Below are 16,935 nucleotides of genomic sequence, written 5' to 3'. Positions count from 1 at the left end.
CGCGGACCTTCAGATGCTTTATGGAAACCAATCAAGTTCCATCGGTCACGATCAATGGAGCCAAGTTATGAGAAAGGAAAACATCAACAGATCCGCAGCGCGGGAAACCACAGCAGTGATTAGCGCCGCGCATCTGCTTCATCCGGCCATCAATTTCGAGATCTCCCGCGAGGTGCTTTCAGCCGAAGACGTCGGCAAGGACGCGAAGCCGGTCATACCCGCTTCAGAGGCATCCGAGTTGTCTGCGATCGAACCCATACCGGCTCTTCGACTTTTTTCAGAAACGGATAAGGCCGTCTCCCGTGACGAGGCGATCGAGGCGCTCAAGACGTTGGAAAAGAACGATCGACGATCTCAAGGGATAATTTCATCTCATTTCTTCGACATCCAAAGACCCCCTCGACGGAACCCGCAGCGAGTTCGCCGGTTAGGGAGCATTGGCCTGTGCAGCTACCGGAAAGGAGGATGTCGCCGACAGTCATTCGAGATCTAGACATCCTATCTGGCCGCTGCGTGCCTTCGAGGACGCAGGTGGTTCTTTCCTGAGGATTCTTTGCTCAATTGAGGAGGTTTGCCGATGAAGATCGCTCAGATCGCACCGCTCGCTGAAAGCGTTCCGCCCAAGCTTTACGGGGGAACCGAGCGCATTGTCTCCTATCTCACTGAAGAACTCGTTGCCCAAGGCCATGACGTCACGCTCTTTGCCAGCGGCGATTCCGCCACCAGTGCTGTACTGGTGCCGTGCTCGGACATTGCGCTGCGGCTCAACCCGGCGGTCAAGGACCAACTGCCGCACCAGATCATGATGCTGGAGGAGATCCGCCAGCGCGCGCATGAGTTCGACGTGCTGCATTTCCATATCGATCTCCTGCATTTCCCGCTGATCCGAGATTTCGCCGACCGCACGGTCACGACGCTGCATGGGCGTCTCGACCTGCCTGATCTCAAGCCCTTCTACAAGGCGTTTGCCGATATTCCCCTCGTTTCGATCTCCAATGATCAGCGCCGCCCGATGCCGCCGGTCAACTGGTCGGGAACGGTTTATCATGGCCTGCCCCGAGATCTGCTACCCTTCACGGAACGGCCGAAGGGAAATTATCTTGCCTTCCTCGGTCGCATATCACCCGAAAAGCGGCCAGACCGCGCCATCCAGATCGCCGCAAAGGTCGGCATGCCGCTGAAAATGGCAGCCAAAATCGATGATGTGGACAGAGCCTATTGGGAAACGGTGATCGAGCCGATGGTAAAAAGCCATTCGAATGTCGAGTTCGTCGGCGAGATCGACGAGCATCGGAAGGCGAGTTTCCTCGGCAATGCCGGTGCGCTGCTTTTCCCGATCGATTGGCCGGAGCCCTTCGGGATTGTCATGATCGAAGCTATGGCCTGCGGTACACCTGTTATCGCTTTCCGCTGCGGCTCTGTTCCTGAAGTGATCGATGAGGGCGTCTCCGGTGTGTTGGTCGACAGTGTTCAGGAGGCCGCAGAAAATATCGAATGGCTGCTGCGGCTTGATCGTCGCAAGGTCCGGCGTGCTTTCGAGGATCGTTTCACAGCAGAACGGATGGCGCGGGACTATCTCGGCATCTATCGCAATCTGCCGGGCGTTCGCCCAAGAACCGCTGTTCGCCGGGTGAACGGTCAATCGCTCGACCTGAAAGTCGTCGCCTAATCGCACGGGAGCCCTGTCGATGGTTTCAACAGGCAGTAATCCGGCCACTGCATTGGCGAGCCCCGCAGCGCCGATAGCACAGTTCTTCATTCCGGCTGCAGCATCTCTGCAAGAGAGGCGGCCCCGCACCCTGAAGCACGGCGACACCTTTGCCGTCTTCGATCACAATGGGGATGTGCTTTCCGGGCCTGGCAGTCCGGAAGGCCTCTTTCATCTCGATACGCGATATCTTTCCCACCTTTATCTGACGATCAATGGAAAGCGGCCAATGCTGCTGTCGTCCACATTGCGCGACGACAACGCCACCCTAAGGTGCGACCTGACCAATCCCGATCACTTTGACGACAAGGGCAAACTCACCCTTGGCCACGACCTGATCCATCTGCGAAGGTCACGCTTCCTCTGGAATGCGCGATGCTACGAGCGGCTGACCGTCAGCAACTATGACGATCGACCGCAGCATGTCCGCATCGAGATTGGATTTGGAGCTGATTTCGCCGATCTGTTCGAGGTGCGGGGAACGGTGAGGGCCAGGAGAGGACGGCATCTTCCGGCCGTCGTGGAGCAGGATGCGGTCCTGCTCTCCTATATAGGCTTGGACAAGCGGAAACGATCGACGCGGCTGTCCTTCGATCCGCAGCCGGATCAACTTGGCAGCGATCATGTCGTCTATGACCTCCACCTGGCGCCACAGGAAACCCGGCCGCTGTTCATCGAGATCGGTTGCGACCAGACGGTGACCCAGCGCCCAGGCTATCGTTCCTTTTTCATTGGCCTGCGGGATGCCCGCCGGGCGTTGCGGGCCTTATCCTCACGCGCGGCTTCGATTGCAACATCAAACGGGATCTTCAACGAAGCCGCGCGGCGCAGCATTGCCGATCTCTATATGCTGATGACGGAAAAGCCCGAAGGCCCCTATCCCTATGCCGGCATTCCCTGGTTCAGCACGGTTTTTGGGCGCGATGCCATCATTACCGCTCTTGAAACGCTTTGGCTGGATCCGGAGATCGCCCGCGGTGTTCTTGGGCATCTCGCGATCAACCAGGCGACGGATGTCGATCCATCCTCGGACTCCGAGCCGGGCAAAATCCTGCATGAAGTACGCGCCGGAGAAATGGCTGAACTCGGCGAAGTTCCTTTCCGGCGCTACTACGGCAGCATCGATTCCACGCCTCTGTTCGTGATGCTCGCCGGCGAATATCTCCATCGAACCGGCGACCTTGCAACTATCGAGCGTCTTCTCCCGCATATCGAGGCGGCTCTCACCTGGATCGACGAATATGGCGACCGGGATGGCGACGGCTTCGTCGAATATGGACGCTTGACCGAAGAGGGCCTGGTGAACCAGGCTTGGAAGGACAGTCACGATTCCATCTTTCATGCGGACGGCGCATTGGCCAAAGGGCCGATTGCCATTGCCGAGGTGCAGGCCTACGTTTACGGCGCCTGGCAGGCGGCGGCAGATATCTTCCGCCGTCTCAATCGGGCTGAACGCAGCGCAAGCCTCCTCGTCAGAGCTGAAGGTTTGCGTCGTGCCTTTGACGCCGCCTTTTTCGACGAGGAACTCGGCACATACGTGCTGGCACTTGACGGAAACAAGCGGCCGTGCCGAACCCGCTCCTCCAACGCCGGCCACGCGCTCTTCGCCGGCATCGCCTTTCCCGAGCGGGCCAAGCAGGTCGCCCGCACGCTGATGAGCGCTCCATCCTTCTGCGGCTGGGGTATCCGCACCATCGCCTCCACGGAGGCGCGTTACAATCCGATGAGTTATCACAACGGTTCGGTCTGGCCGCACGACAACGCGATGATTGCCAAAGGCCTGGCGCGATATGGCTATCGATCCGATGCTGCACGGATCTTCGAAGGATTGTTTGCCGCCTCCACCTACATCGACCTGCAGCGGCTTCCCGAACTTTTCTGCGGGTTTGCGCGTCAGCGCGCGCAAGGGCCGACCTTCTATCCTGTTGCCTGCGCGCCGCAGGCTTGGGCGGCAGCCGCTCCCCTCTCGCTGTTGCAATCCTGCTTGGGATTGGATTTCGATCCGGACGCCTTGCGGATCAGCTTCAACGAGCCGCGGCTGCCCTCCTTCCTGGATGAAGTGCTCTTGCGAGATCTATCCATCGGTAATGGCTCGGCCGATGTCGCCGTCCGCCGCTCCGGGCGCCATGTCATGGTCGATGTCGTCGAACGCAGAGGCGACGTTCGAGTGCTCACAATGCTATAGATGAACCACAATCTCCGGGAGCCGGGTTATACACCATTCCTATTGCGGCTCCTCATCGTCCGAAGTCAGCAGATCGACGAGCACAGCAACCCTGCCCGTCGCCAGGCGTCGCCCCTCGCCAATCAAGGCCTCGTCATTGTTGGCCCACGCAAATGCTTCTGCGAGCTCGGCCTGCGTTGCACCGGTCGCGATGACCTCGGCTACAAGTGTATCATCGACAGGCCCAAGGATGGCGATGACATCGTCGGAAGTCATTGTCATATCATTCCTCCTCTCTTTACCTCCGCGTGAACCTAGTAACGCTGCTAGAAAGATCAATTTTCCTATCGGAAAACTTACCCCTTGAATCCGCAAGGCACTGAATTATATCAATAATATAGCATGTTTGATGAGCCCATACTGTGGGGAGGCGTCGGCTTCTCCTGGCGCTCGGAACCCAAATGGGGCTTACCAACCGAACCAACAGAAAGGAGAAAACCATGAGTGTTCGTGATCTGATCCCGTGGGGCCGTGACACCGGCAACCACGTTCCAAATCTCTTGCGCGATGACGACCGTGATCCTTTCCTGTCGTTGCATCGTGAGGTGAACCGCTTGTTCGACGATGTGTTCCGCGGTTTCAGCTCCGGCGTTCCCTCCTTCGGCAGCCGTACCGCTTTCAGCGCCGGCTGGCCGAACATCGAGGTGTCCGACACCGACAAAGAGATCAAGGTGACCGCCGAGGTACCCGGCCTCGAGGAGAAAGACATCGAAGTCCTGCTGAATGATGGTGTGCTGACACTGAAAGGCGAGAAGCGTTCTGAGACTGAGGACAAGGACCGCCAGTTTTCGGAGCGGTATTACGGACGCTTCGAACGACGCATCCCGCTCGGCACCGAGGTTATGGAGGCACAGGTCGAGGCCCGCTTCAAGAACGGCATCCTGACCGTGACCTTGCCGAAAACCGAGAAGGCACAGTCGCAGGTCAAACGCATCGCCATCCAAAGCTAATCGAACGAAGACGCGGCGGCCATCTGGCGGCCGCGTCTTTGGCTACCAGATGGGACCGTGCCTTTCGCCCTTAGCATTTTCGTTTCGCTGGACGATTGCCTCTCAGTCGGAAACCGTCACATCGATCCAGCGTCTGGTCCCCTTGCTGCCATAGATCTCGACATCAACCCATACATTGCCGTGAACGATCATCGCCGCAGCGTCTCGGGTCATAGTCCCTTTGCCAGGGCGAAGGCCGGGAATGGTCAATGACCAAGTGTTTTGAAGGCGGATCATATCGACCATCATTTCTCCCTTTTCATCGCAATGGTAAGGCAACGCCTGGCGCGAATATCCAAGGAGGCTCGAGCCTGACATATGACAAGCAAGTGCAGGATCACATATTGCCTCTCGACGGCGATCCTTCTCACCGGCTTTGCGGGCGTGGCAGGCGCCGACCAACCGGATCCGTTTGGTCAATTCAACGAACGCTGTCTCGTTCGAGGACCGGATTTCCAGCGGACGGTCACTGCGGCGAAGGACAGGGATTGGCCTGCGCTTGCGACTGATATGGCCACAAGCCTCGCGCCCGTAGAAGATCCGGTGGCGCTGGAAGGCTGGAATCTGACCGCGGAAGGGGACGGTTCATTCGAGGCGCTGGTAGTCGCGCGGGCCTCAGTGGGCGACAGCCAAGTGGAAAGCTGCACCATGGCCTTTGCAGAAATCGACGCTGCGGCCTTTGAACGTCGTCTCGTCGATGAGACACACGCGCAGGCATCAGGCGCGAAGAATGGTCAGGGGCGCGTCAGGAAATTCCTCGAGGCGTCGTCCTCCGAGCGCAGGAAAGCGATCACCGTCGATTTGCCTCTCTATCCGAACGGACACGACGAAGTCATCGTCAGCGTCGTCTCGGAGCAGCAGATCGAAAACTGATCGGAAGATGGATTGCGCTGGCACTGCTGAAGGGTCGGTTCGGTTGGCGATTGCTCGAGGCGGTGGAATGCATCTGTGCAAGGTGGCTGCAAAGGGACTGATAATGCTCGTCGCCGGCGCATGCCTCCAGATCCCGCCAGACATGTTACTCCCGTTCATTGACCGAACGGGCCTAGGCTCCCTCATGACCATCAGGAAACCCCTCCTGATGGCATGGTCATTTACAGGAGCATGTCTTGAGCATCGAAAACAAAACGATTCTGATCACCGGCGCCAATCGCGGCATCGGCAAGGCTCTCACGGACGAAGCGCTACGGCGTGGCGCAAAGCGCATCTACGCGGCATCGCGCAGCGAGCAGCATCATGACGATGATCGCGTCACCTTCGTCAAACTCGACATCACCGACGAGCGTGACGTCCGGGAAGCGGTCGCGACCGTCGGAAACCTCGATATCCTCGTCAACAATGCCGGCATCTTCATGCCCGACGATCTCGGCGATGCCGACATCATCAACCGCCATATGGCGGTCAATTTCTTCGGCCCGCTGCGGGTGACCCGGGCTTTCCTGCCAGCATTGACGCGATCGAAGGGCGCCATCATCAACAACCTGTCCCTCTCGGCGCTCGTGCCGGTCGCCTCCACGCCGGCCTATTCGATTTCGAAGGCGGCAGCACACAACCTCATGCAGGCCTTCCGGGCGCTTTTGGCAGGCCGTGGCATCGCCGTGCACAGCTGCTTCACCGGGCCTGTCGATACCGACATGACGCGTGGCTTCGAGGTGCCGAAGTCGCCGCCCGCTCTCGTGGCAACCGGAATATTCGACGGCTTCGAAAGAGGCGAAGAGGATATCTTTCCCGATCCTTATTCCGAACGTATTGCCGATGGCTGGCGCACCGGCGTCATCAAGACGCTCGAGCAGGAATTTTCCGCCTACGTTCCGCCGGCGGCCGAAATGACACAGGAATGCTGTCACTGATCGTCGGTTTGCGTGAGGCTGGCAGACGACATTCCGGCAAACAGACAAGCCGGGTGGCCTGACACCGCCCGGCTCTTTTTCACCGTGCTGGTCCGCCCAGCTCAGGTCATCGTGCTGAGTGTTCGCGCGATCGCATTGCGCCAGCCGACGATCCTTGCCTGCCGATCGATCTCCGTCATGTCAGGCTGAAAGCTGCGGTCGCGCGCCCAGGCGCTGGCAAACTCGCTCTGATCCGGCCAGACACCTGCCTGCGATCCGGCAAGCCAGGCCGCGCCCAAGGCCGTCGTCTCAAGCGTCGCGGCCCGATCGACGGGGCTCGAGAGAATATTGGCGAGATGCTGCATGGTCCATTCGGAGGCCGACATGCCGCCATCGACGCGCAAGACCGTTTCGATCGGGTGATCGCCCCAGTCGCTTTTCATGGCAACGAGTAAATCGAGCGTCTGGTAGGCGACCGATTCCAGGACGGCGCGCGCGAGTTCTGCCGGGCCGCTGTTGCGTGTCAGGCCGAAGATCGCGCCCCGCGCCTCCGGATCCCAATAGGGAGCGCCGAGGCCGGTGAAGGCAGGCACGACATAGACCCGCTGCTGCGGATCGGCTTTGTCGGCCAGCACTCCGGTTTCGGAAGCTTTTTCAATTATCCCGAGACCATCGCGCAGCCACTGGACCGCTGCCCCGGCGATGAAAATCGATCCTTCCAGTGCATAGGTCGTCCTGCCCTTCAGGCGATAGGCAATGGTCGTCAGCAGGCGGTTCTTGGAGCGCACGCGGTCGTCGCCGGTGTTCAAAAGCGCGAAGCAGCCGGTGCCATAGGTCGATTTCACCATGCCCGGCTGAAAGCAAGCATTGCCAATCGTTGCCGCCTGCTGGTCGCCGGCCACACCGAGGATCGGAACGGCAGCCCCGAAAACGCTCGCCTCTACCGTGCCGAAATCATCGGCGCTGTCCTTGACCTCAGGTAGAAGTGCCGGAGGAATGTGCAGAATCTCGAGCAGTTCGTCGTCCCAGCGGTTCTCGGCGATATTGTAGAGCAAGGTTCGCGACGCGTTGGTCGCATCGGTGACGTGCTTGCGCCCGCCGGTGAGCTTATAGATAAGCCAGCTGTCGATCGTTCCAAAACAAACCTCGCCGGCCTCGGCGCGAACACGCAAGCCCTCGACATTGTCGAGCAACCAGCGCAGCTTCGTGCCCGAGAAATAGGGATCGAGCAACAGGCCGGTCTTGGCCGTGAAGAGCTTTTCGTAGCCATCGACTTTCAGACGGTCGCACATTTCGGCCGTCCGCCTGTCCTGCCAGACGATCGCCCGATGGAGCGGCTGGCCGGTGGCTCTGTCCCAGACGACGGTTGTTTCGCGCTGATTTGTGATGCCGACAGCGGCAATCGCACCGGGTGCCAAACCGCTTCTTGCCACGGCATCGCGCGTCGTCGAAAGCACCGTATCCCAGATTTCGGCCGCATCATGCTCCACCCAGCCAGTCTGCGGAAAATGCTGGGTAATCTCCGTCTGAGCCGACGATACGATCCGCATCTTCGCATCGAAGAGGATGGCTCGTGACGATGTCGTGCCCTGGTCGATGGCAAGGATATGGCCGCTCATGACATCTTTTTCCTGCGCAACAGCCATCGTTCCGTGGGGAACGGCGACTTGTCCTCGTTTGATTTCCGGAAAATGGAAGGCGGCCGGGCACCGTCGCGCCCGGCCGATCTGACGCTTATTTCTTCGCGTCCGCCCAGCTCTTGACGAGCTCGTCATAGTTGACGGTGATGGGCTTTTCCTTCTCGTTCTCGATCTTCAGCTGCGGCGCGAGGTTGCCCTTCTTGACCGCATCGGCGTTCCAGTAAGCGAGATCATGCTCCTCGGCGAGTTTCGGGCCGATATCGCCCTGCACCTTCGCGCGTTCCAGGCGCTGCAGCACCTTCTCCTGTTCGGCGCAGAGCGAATCCATGGCTTCCTGAGCGGTCTTTGCACCGGAGGACGCGTCACCAACTGCCTGCCACCATAGCTGTGCAAGCTTCGGATAGTCAGGAACGTTGGTACCGGTTGGTGTCCACTGGACGCGCGCCGGAGAACGGTAGAACTCGATCAGACCACCGAGTTTTGGAGCGCGTTCGGTGAAGCTCTTGTCGCGAATGGTGGATTCGCGGATGAACGTCAGACCGACGTGGCTCTTTTTCACATCGACCGTTTTCGACGTGACGAACTGCGCATAGAGCCATGCTGCCTTAGCGCGGTCGACCGGCGTCGACTTCATCAACGTCCAGGAACCAGCGTCCTGATAGCCGAGCTTCATGCCGTCCTTCCAGTAGACGCCGTGCGGGGACGGCGCAAACCGCCATTTCGGCGTGCCATCCTCGTTGACCACCGGCAGGCCCTTTTTGACGAAGTCGGCGGTGAAGGCCGTGTAAGTAAAGATCTGCTGCGCGACCTCACCCTGGGATGGAACAGGGCCGGCCTCGGAGAAGGTCATGCCCTGAGCCGCCGCCGGCGCATAGGCCTTCAGCCAATCCAGATACTTCTGGATCGAATAAACCGCTGCCGGACCGTTGGTATCACCGCCGCGTGCAACGCACGAGCCAACCGGCCGCGAGTTCTCGTCGACCTTAATGCCCCATTCATCGACCGGCTTGCCGTTCGGAATGCCTTTGTCGCCGTTACCTGCCATGGAGAGCCAGGCATCGGTGAAGCGCCAGCCGAGCGACGGATCCTTCTTGCCGTAGTCCATATGGCCGAAGACCTTCTTGCCGTTCACGTCACGACCGGTGAAGAACTCGGCAATATCCTCATAGGCCGACCAATTGACGGGAACGCCGAGATCGTAGCCATATTTCGCCTTGAAGTCGGCCTTGTTCTTCTCGTCGTTGAACCAGTCGTAGCGGAACCAGTAGAGGTTCGCGAACTGCTGGTCGGGAAGCTGGTAGAGCTTGCCGTCTGGAGCGGTGGTGAAGGACTTGCCGATGAAGTCGTCGACGTCAAGGCCCGGATTGGTGACCTCCTTGCCTTCATTGGCCATCCAGTCCGTCAGCGAACGGGCCTGTTGATAGCGCCAATGCGTGCCGATCAGATCCGAGTCGTTGATATAGGCGTCGTAGATGTTCTCGCCGGATTGCATCTGCGTCTGCAGCTTTTCGACCACATCGCCTTCGCCGATCAGGTCGTGGGTCACCTTGATGCCGGTGATCGCGGTAAAGGCAGGCGCCAGCACCTTCGATTCGTATTCATGTGTCGTCAGCGTTTCGGAAACGACCTTGATGTCCATGCCGGCGAAAGGCTTCGCAGCATCGACGAACCATTGCATTTCCTTTTCCTGGTCGGCGCGCGAGAGCGTCGAGAGATCACCGACCTCTTTGTCCAGGAAGGATTTCGCCTCATCCATACCGGCATAGGCGGAGCCCGCCAGTGCCAGCAAAATGCCTGCTGTCGTCGTTAATAGATGCCTTCGCATAATATCCTCCCAGGGTTAGCGATTGCAGTCCTTACGTCTCAGGCGGCCAGTACCCCCGGCCATCCGTATCACCTTGGAATCACACGTAACGGAATACGCCGATGGCGTAGATCACGGAGATGCCAAGAGCCCACCACAGGTTGGGTCCGACAAGACCCAGCCATGCGAGATGAATGAACGCTGCCCCCAGCAGCGAAACAAAGAGCCTGTCGCCGCGCGTCGTCTCGAACCGGAGTAAGCCAACGCGCGGCGATCCCCCCGGCGAAAAATATTCCCAGACGCTCATGCCGACGAGCAGCAGAAAGATCGTCAGGAAGAAGAGCGCCGTCGGCAGCGTCCAGGCCATCCAGGAAAAGCTCATGTCCGGTCCTCCTCAGACGCGGCCCAGGGCAAAGCCCTTGGCGATGTAATTGCGAACGAAATAGATGACGAGCGCGCCCGGAATGATGGTGAGCACGCCGGCTGCCGCGAGCACACCCCAGTCCATGCCGGCTGCCGAAACCGTGCGCGTCATGATCGCCGAGATCGGTTTTGCGGCCGTCGTCGTCAGCGTGCGGGCAAGCAGCAGCTCGACCCACGAGAACATGAAGCAGAAGAAGGCGGCGACACCAACGCCGCTTGCAATCAGAGGCATAAAGATCTTCACGAAGAAGCGCGGGAAGGAGTAGCCATCGATATAGGCCGTCTCGTCGATCTCCTTCGGCACGCCGGACATGAAACCTTCAAGGATCCAGACCGCCAGCGGCACGTTGAAGAGGCAGTGGGCGAGCGCCACCGCAATATGCGTATCGATCAGGCCGAAGGCCGAATAGAGCTGGAAGAAGGGCAGCGCGAAGACTGCCGGTGGCGCCATGCGGTTGGTCAGCAGCCAGAAGAACAGGTGCTTATCGCCCAGAAACCGATAGCGCGAGAAGGCATAGGCAGCCGGCAGCGCCGCGGCAACCGAGATCACCGTGTTCATCACCACATAGATGATGGAGTTGATGTAGCCATTGTACCAGGACGGGTCGGTGAAGATGACCGCATAATTGCGCAGCGTCGGGTTCGTAGGCCACAGCGAGAAGGCGCCGGTGATATCGGCATTCTCCTTGAAGCTCATGTTGACGAGCCAGTAGATCGGCAGGATCAGGAAGATGATGTAAACAGTCGGAACGAGCCAGGAAAGGCTGCCTGCAGGTTTGTATTTGCTGGTCATGTCTGCGCCCTCCTTCAGCCGTTCGCGTCGCCGCTGGTCATCACGGTGTAGAACACCCAGGAGAGCAGCAGGATGATGAGGAAGTAGATGATCGACATTGCCGCCGCCGGGCCGAGATCGAACTGGCCGACCGCCATCTTCACCAGATCGATGGAGAGGAAGGTCGTCGAGTTGCCGGGGCCGCCGCCGGTGACGACGAAGGGTTCCGTATAGATCATGAAACTGTCCATGAAGCGTAAGAGCACGGCGATCAAAAGCACGCGCTTCATCTTCGGCAGCTGGATGTATCGGAAGACGGACCAGCGCGAGGCGCCGTCGATCTTGGCTGCCTGATAATAGGCATCCGGGATCGAAACGAGGCCGGCATAGCAGAGCAACACCACGAGGCTCGTCCAGTGCCAGACGTCCATGATGATGACGGTCACCCAGGCATCGACCGGGTCGCGCACATAATTATAGTCGAGGCCAATCGCTTCCAGCGTATGGCCGAGCAGGCCGATGTCGACACGTCCGAAGACCTGCCAGATCGTGCCGACGACATTCCACGGGATGAGCAGCGGCAGCGCCATCAGCACGAGGCAGACGGGCACACCCGGCCCCGATTTCGGCATGTTGAGCGCGATGAAGATACCGAGCGGAATTTGCAGCACCAGGACGATGAGGGAGAAGAGCAGGTTGCGCTGCAATGCGGCCCAGAAGCGGTCGGAATGCAGGGTCTGGATGAACCAGTCGGTGCCGGCCCAGAAGAACTCGTTATTGCCGAACGTATCCTGCACCGAATAGTTGACGACCGTCATCAGGGGGATGACCGCCGAAAAGGCGACGAGCAGCAGCACCGGCAGGACCAGAAACCAGGCTTTGTTGTTCCACGTTTTCTGCATGGTCAGGCCTCCCTGCCGACACGCCAGCTATCGGCGTAAATGCTGATGGCCGAGGGATCGAAGCTGACGCGTGCGTCATTAGGGATTTCGTCATCCTCGGGCACGACGATCGCAATCGGCTGGCCGGCGAAGCGGGCGCGCACGATCTTCTGCCGGCCGATATCCTCGACCTTGCTGATGGAGATCGGCATGCCTTCCCGTCCAAGACGAATGAATTCGGGACGGATGCCGAGCTCGGTCTTTGCAGCGTTCTCGGTTTTCGGCGCGTAACCGAGCGTCAACGTCTCGTCCCCCACCCTGACAGTGCTGCCGTCGATCCTTGCCGGCATGACGTTCATGCCGGGCGAACCGATGAAATAACCGACGAAGGTATGGCTCGGCCGCTCGAAGAGTTCGGCCGGCGTGCCGATCTGGACGATCTGGCCGTCATACATGACGACGACCTTTTCGGCGAACGTCAGCGCCTCGGTCTGATCGTGGGTGACGTAGACCATGGTGAAGCCGAACTGCTTGTGCAGCCGCTTCAGCTGCGAACGCAGCACCCATTTCATATGCGGATCGATGACGGTGAGCGGCTCGTCGAAAAGAATGGCGTTGACGTCGTTGCGTACCAGCCCGCGTCCGAGGGAGATCTTCTGCTTCTGGTCGGCCGTCAGGCCTTGCGCCTTGCGTTTTGCCCAGCCGCCAAGGTCGATCATCTCGAGAATGTCGCGCACACGCCGGTCGACATCCGCCTCGGCCACGCCGCGATTGCGCAGCGGAAAGGCGAGATTGTCGTAAACCGTCATCGTGTCGTAGATGACCGGAAACTGGAAGACCTGCGCAATGTTGCGGCTTTGGGTCGAAAGGTCGGTGACGTCGCGGCCGTCGAACAGGATGCGACCGTGCGAGGGCTGCAGGAGACCGGAGATGATGTTGAGCAGCGTGGTCTTGCCGCAACCGGAGGGACCGAGAAGCGCATAGGCGCCGCCATCGTTCCACTCGTGGTTGACTTCCTTCAGCGAATAATCCTTTTCCGTCTTCGGATTGGGGCCGTAGGCGTGGCGGATATGGTCGAGCGTGATGCGTGCCATTGTGCTCTCCTATGCCTTTGCGACCGTGGTGATGGCATGCCCGTGGGCGCCGAAGGCCATAAGGTGGCGCATGTCGAGAAAAGCCTCGATGTCCATGTCCGGATCGATGTCGTGAATGCCGTGCGCCAACATCACCCAGCGCACGCCGTCGTAATCCAGATGAACGAAGCTCTCCGAGCCGGTGATTTCGGAGACCAGCGTGCGCGCCTGCAGGCGGGCCGCATCGCCGGTTTGCGGCGCAAGGCCGAGATGGTGCGGATGAAAGGCGATGGTGACAGGCCCGTCCGGCACCACGGCGAGATGCGAGGGAACCGGAAGCGTGCCCCCGCTCGGCCGCGCGAAGACATCGCCCGACTTGATAACCTCGATGGCGTTCAGCGGCGGATCGGCAAAGATGCCGGCGGTCGCAAGATCGATTGGCCGGCGATAGACGTCGATCGTCGGGCCGAACTGTGTTACGCGGCCGGCGTTCAGCGTCGCGGTATTGCCGCCGAGCAACAGTGCCTCGGAAGGCTCGGTGGTCGCGTAGACGAAGATTGCGCCCGATTGGGCAAAGATCTTCGGCAGTTCCTCGCGCAATTCCTCGCGAAGCTTGTAGTCGAGATTGGCGAGCGGCTCGTCCATCAGCACGAGGCTGGCATTCTTGACGAGGGCGCGGGCGAGCGCGGTGCGCTGCTGCTGGCCGCCAGACAGGTTGAGCGGCGTGCGATCGAGATAGGGCGTCAGTTTCAGAAGTTCGGCGGCCTTGCGGACCTCGCGGTCGATCGTGGCGCCGTCCTTGCCGGAAATTCGCATCGGAGAGGCGATGTTCTCATAGACGCTCAAGGCCGGATAGTTGATGAACTGCTGGTAGACCATGGCGACGTTACGCTTCTGCACCGGCATGCCGGTGACATCGGCGCCGTCGAAACGGACGGAACCTTCGGTCGGCCGGTCAAGCCCCGCCATCAGACGCATCAGCGACGTCTTGCCCGACAAGGTCGGCCCCAGCAGGACATTCAGCGTGCCCCGCTCGAGAACCAGATCGGTCGGATAAATATGATAGTCCGCGCCCACCATCTTGGCGGCGTTCCGCAACTCCAGCATTCCGATTCCCGTGCCTCCTCGCAACGGGGACCACACGCCACCTTATCCGGCCATCGTCGCCGGCATGGCAGCCATGTACTCCTCCAGTGATCTGGCCTCATCCTTCGAAAGACGCAGGCCATCCTTTGTTCTTCGCCAGAGCACGTCCTCTGCGTGTCTGGCCCATTCATTGTCGATGAGATAGCGCACCTCGGCCTCGTAGAGATCGGATCCGAACAGCCGGCCGAGATCCTCTGCCTTCCGGGCGCTGCCGAGCAGCACCGTCGCCCGGGTGCCATAGCGCCGCGTCAGCCTGCGGGCATGGGCTTCGCTCAGGAACGGATAGCGAGCCTTGAGCTTGGCCACTTCCGCCTCATAGCCCTGCACCGGGAAATCGCCGCCCGGCAGATGGCTGCCCGCCGTCCACGGCCTGCCTTTGACGCCGATCGCCTCGCCGATCTTTTCCAGCGCATGTTCCGACAGCCGCCGGTAGGTGGTGAGCTTGCCGCCGAAGACATTGAGCAATGGTGCCTCGCCCGCCTTGCCCTCGACCTTCAGCACGTAATCACGCGTTGCCTCCTGCGCCTTCGAGGCCCCGTCGTCGAAGAGCGGGCGAACCGCCGAATAGGTCCAGACGATATCGTCGGGTCTGACCGGTTCCTTGAAATATTCCGAGGCGGCATTGCAGAGATAGAGCGTCTCTTCCTCGGAAATCTTCACATCTTTCGGATCGGCGGTGTAATCGCGGTCGGTGGTGCCGATCAGCGTAAAGTCGGTCTCATAAGGAATGGCGAAGATGATGCGGTTGTCGGGATTCTGGAAGAAATAGGCGCGCGGGCCTTCGAACTTCTTCTTGACGACGATGTGGCTGCCCTGGACGAGGCGCACATGGCGGGCCTCGTTATGACCGAAGGCGGAGCGGATCACGTGGTCGACCCAGGGACCGGCAGCATTGACCAGCATGCGGGCCTGATGGCGCTCGCTCTTGCCGGTGACCGTGTTGACCGTTTCGATCTGCCAGAGGTTATTTCCCTGCGCATCCTTCTCCTGTCTCGCCGACACGACCTTGGTGCGCGGCATGACCAGCGCCCCCTTGTCGGCGGCATCGCGGGCATTGAGCACCACCATGCGGGCATCGTCGACCCAGCCGTCGGAATACTCGAAGGCCTTGGTGAACAGCGCCTTCAGCGGCTTGGCGGCCGGATCGGCGCGCATATCAAGCACCGAAGTCGGCGGCAGCAGCTTGCGGCCGCCCAAATGGTCGTAGAGGAAGAGGCCAAGCCGGATCAGCCAGGCGGGACGAATGCCGCCCTTGTGGTAGGGCAAGACGAAGCGCAGCGGCCAGATGATGTGCGGGGCCATGGCCCAGAGGATTTCGCGTTCCATCAGCGATTCGCGCACCAGGCGAAACTCGTAATGCTCGAGATAGCGCAGGCCGCCATGGATGAGCTTGGTGGCGCCCGACGAGGTGCCGGAAGCGAAATCGTTCATCTCGGCTAGGACCACCGTATAGCCACGGCCAACCGCATCGCGCGCAATGCCGCAGCCGTTGATCCCGCCGCCGATGACGAAAATATCGTGGATACGACCCATGTTCCCTCTCGTTGCACCAGGATAGCGCAACGGTTCCCCCAAAACCGAAAGCAGGGATGATTAAATCGAAAATTTTCCGAATGTCAAACGAATGTTATCCGCTGCGAAAATCAGCGGTTTGCTTTCGTCGCTTCGATCAGCACGACGCCGCTCTGCTGACAGATATTGCGGATGGACGGCGAATCGCATTGGTCCGTGATGAACGTATGGACCTGCGAAATCTGACCGATACGAACAGGCGCGGTACGCTCGAACTTGGTCGAGTCAGCAACCAGGATGACGTGCCTCGCATTGGCGATGATGGCTTGCGCCACCTTCACCTCGCGAAAATCATAATCCAGAAGCGCGCCGTCCGGATCGATCGCCGAGGCGCCGATCACGGCATAATCGACCTTGAACTGCCGGATGAAATCGACGGCTGCCTCGCCGACAATGCCGCCATCGGACTGGCGCACCACACCGCCGGCAATCACCACCTCAATATGGTCGATCAGTCGTAATCTATTGGCAACATTGATATTATTCGTGATCACCATCAGTTCGTGATGATCGGTGAGCGCTTCGCCTACAGCTTCCGTCGTCGTGCCGATATTGATGAAGAGGGAACTGTTGTTGGGAATGAGATCAGCGGCCGCAATGCCGATTGCCTGTTTTTCGCTCGCGGCGATCTGGCGCCTCGCATCGTAGCGGACGTTCTCCGTACCGCGCGGGAAGGTTGCGCCGCCGTGAATGCGCGTCAGGAGCTGCGCATCGCAAAGATCGTTCAGATCCTTGCGGATCGTTTGCGGTGTCACGGCAAACTGCGCTGCCAGATCGTCGACCAGCACCCGGCCCGACGTTTTCGCAAGCGCAACGATTTTCCCCTGGCGATCCGACAAAAACATGCGCGCCCTCCCTTCGTTTCGTTTTCATC

At 59.8% G+C, this 16,935-nt stretch carries 16 protein-coding genes; 6 read left to right on the top strand and 10 right to left on the bottom strand.

All coding sequences use genetic code 11. The features are described from left to right. Positions 1-67: 67 nt before the first annotated feature. The 3 genes from EV281_RS22860 (at position 68) to EV281_RS22850 (ending at position 3,893) form a co-directional block, all read left to right on the top strand. Positions 68-493: a hypothetical protein gene (locus EV281_RS22860; RefSeq protein ID WP_132656552.1), complete on the top strand. Its 426-nt coding sequence runs from the start codon at positions 68-70 to the stop codon at positions 491-493. Positions 494-577: 84 nt separating this feature from the next. Beyond that, positions 578-1,669 (top strand): glycosyltransferase family 4 protein, encoded by a 1,092-nt coding sequence (locus EV281_RS22855; protein WP_132656551.1) that lies wholly within the window; start codon positions 578-580, stop codon positions 1,667-1,669. A gap of 19 nt (positions 1,670-1,688) precedes the next feature. Continuing rightward, positions 1,689-3,893, top strand: coding sequence for an amylo-alpha-1,6-glucosidase (locus EV281_RS22850; protein WP_245508341.1), 2,205 nt, complete (start codon positions 1,689-1,691; stop codon positions 3,891-3,893). A gap of 39 nt (positions 3,894-3,932) precedes the next feature. On the opposite strand, the gene EV281_RS22845 is transcribed toward EV281_RS22850, so the two are convergent. Further along, entirely contained in the window at positions 3,933-4,154 is a 222-nt protein-coding gene (locus EV281_RS22845; RefSeq protein WP_132656549.1) for a hypothetical protein, read from the bottom strand. Positions 4,155-4,372: 218 nt separating this feature from the next. Between EV281_RS22845 and EV281_RS22840 the strand changes: the two genes are divergently transcribed. From EV281_RS22840 to EV281_RS22825, 3 genes are all read left to right on the top strand, one after another. After that, complete coding sequence (locus EV281_RS22840) at positions 4,373-4,882, top strand: Hsp20/alpha crystallin family protein (RefSeq protein ID WP_132656548.1); 510 nt, start codon at positions 4,373-4,375, stop codon at positions 4,880-4,882. A gap of 357 nt (positions 4,883-5,239) precedes the next feature. Then, positions 5,240-5,794, top strand: a complete 555-nt coding sequence (locus tag EV281_RS22830) for a hypothetical protein (RefSeq protein WP_132656546.1) — start codon at positions 5,240-5,242, stop codon at positions 5,792-5,794. Positions 5,795-6,030: 236 nt separating this feature from the next. Next, positions 6,031-6,771, top strand: coding sequence for an SDR family NAD(P)-dependent oxidoreductase (locus tag EV281_RS22825; protein WP_132656545.1), 741 nt, complete (start codon positions 6,031-6,033; stop codon positions 6,769-6,771). A gap of 101 nt (positions 6,772-6,872) precedes the next feature. Here the strand turns inward: EV281_RS22825 and glpK are convergent, their stop codons facing one another. The 9 genes from glpK to EV281_RS22780 form a co-directional block, all read right to left on the bottom strand. After that, positions 6,873-8,369 (bottom strand): glycerol kinase GlpK, encoded by a 1,497-nt coding sequence (gene glpK / locus EV281_RS22820; protein WP_132656544.1) that lies wholly within the window; start codon positions 8,367-8,369, stop codon positions 6,873-6,875. Positions 8,370-8,484: 115 nt separating this feature from the next. Then, positions 8,485-10,215, bottom strand: coding sequence for an ABC transporter substrate-binding protein (locus tag EV281_RS22815; RefSeq protein WP_132656543.1), 1,731 nt, complete (start codon positions 10,213-10,215; stop codon positions 8,485-8,487). Positions 10,216-10,294: 79 nt separating this feature from the next. Continuing rightward, positions 10,295-10,576: a DUF2160 domain-containing protein gene (locus EV281_RS22810; protein ID WP_132656542.1), complete on the bottom strand. Its 282-nt coding sequence runs from the start codon at positions 10,574-10,576 to the stop codon at positions 10,295-10,297. Between the two features lie 12 nt (positions 10,577-10,588). Continuing rightward, positions 10,589-11,410: a carbohydrate ABC transporter permease gene (locus EV281_RS22805; RefSeq protein ID WP_132656541.1), complete on the bottom strand. Its 822-nt coding sequence runs from the start codon at positions 11,408-11,410 to the stop codon at positions 10,589-10,591. Positions 11,411-11,424: 14 nt separating this feature from the next. After that, a complete protein-coding gene (locus EV281_RS22800; RefSeq protein WP_132656540.1) occupies positions 11,425-12,291 on the bottom strand; it encodes a sugar ABC transporter permease in 867 nt (288 codons plus the stop codon). A 2-nt stretch (positions 12,292-12,293) separates the two neighbouring features. Continuing rightward, positions 12,294-13,364, bottom strand: coding sequence for an ABC transporter ATP-binding protein (locus EV281_RS22795; protein WP_132656539.1), 1,071 nt, complete (start codon positions 13,362-13,364; stop codon positions 12,294-12,296). Between the two features lie 9 nt (positions 13,365-13,373). Continuing rightward, positions 13,374-14,450 carry an ABC transporter ATP-binding protein gene (locus tag EV281_RS22790; RefSeq protein ID WP_132656538.1) on the bottom strand — a complete coding sequence of 359 codons (1,077 nt, stop codon included), beginning with the start codon at positions 14,448-14,450 and terminating at the stop codon, positions 13,374-13,376. A 42-nt stretch (positions 14,451-14,492) separates the two neighbouring features. Next, entirely contained in the window at positions 14,493-16,022 is a 1,530-nt protein-coding gene (gene glpD / locus EV281_RS22785; RefSeq protein WP_132656537.1) for a glycerol-3-phosphate dehydrogenase, read from the bottom strand. A gap of 110 nt (positions 16,023-16,132) precedes the next feature. Further along, entirely contained in the window at positions 16,133-16,906 is a 774-nt protein-coding gene (locus EV281_RS22780; RefSeq protein WP_132656536.1) for a DeoR/GlpR family DNA-binding transcription regulator, read from the bottom strand. Positions 16,907-16,935: the final 29 nt, after the last annotated feature.

The sequence above is a fragment of the Rhizobium sp. BK418 genome (assembly GCF_004341105.1).
GTDB lineage: Bacteria > Pseudomonadota > Alphaproteobacteria > Rhizobiales > Rhizobiaceae > Rhizobium.
The sequence above is the reverse complement of the archived record's forward strand: the minus strand, read 5'-3'. Positions and strand labels throughout refer to the sequence as shown.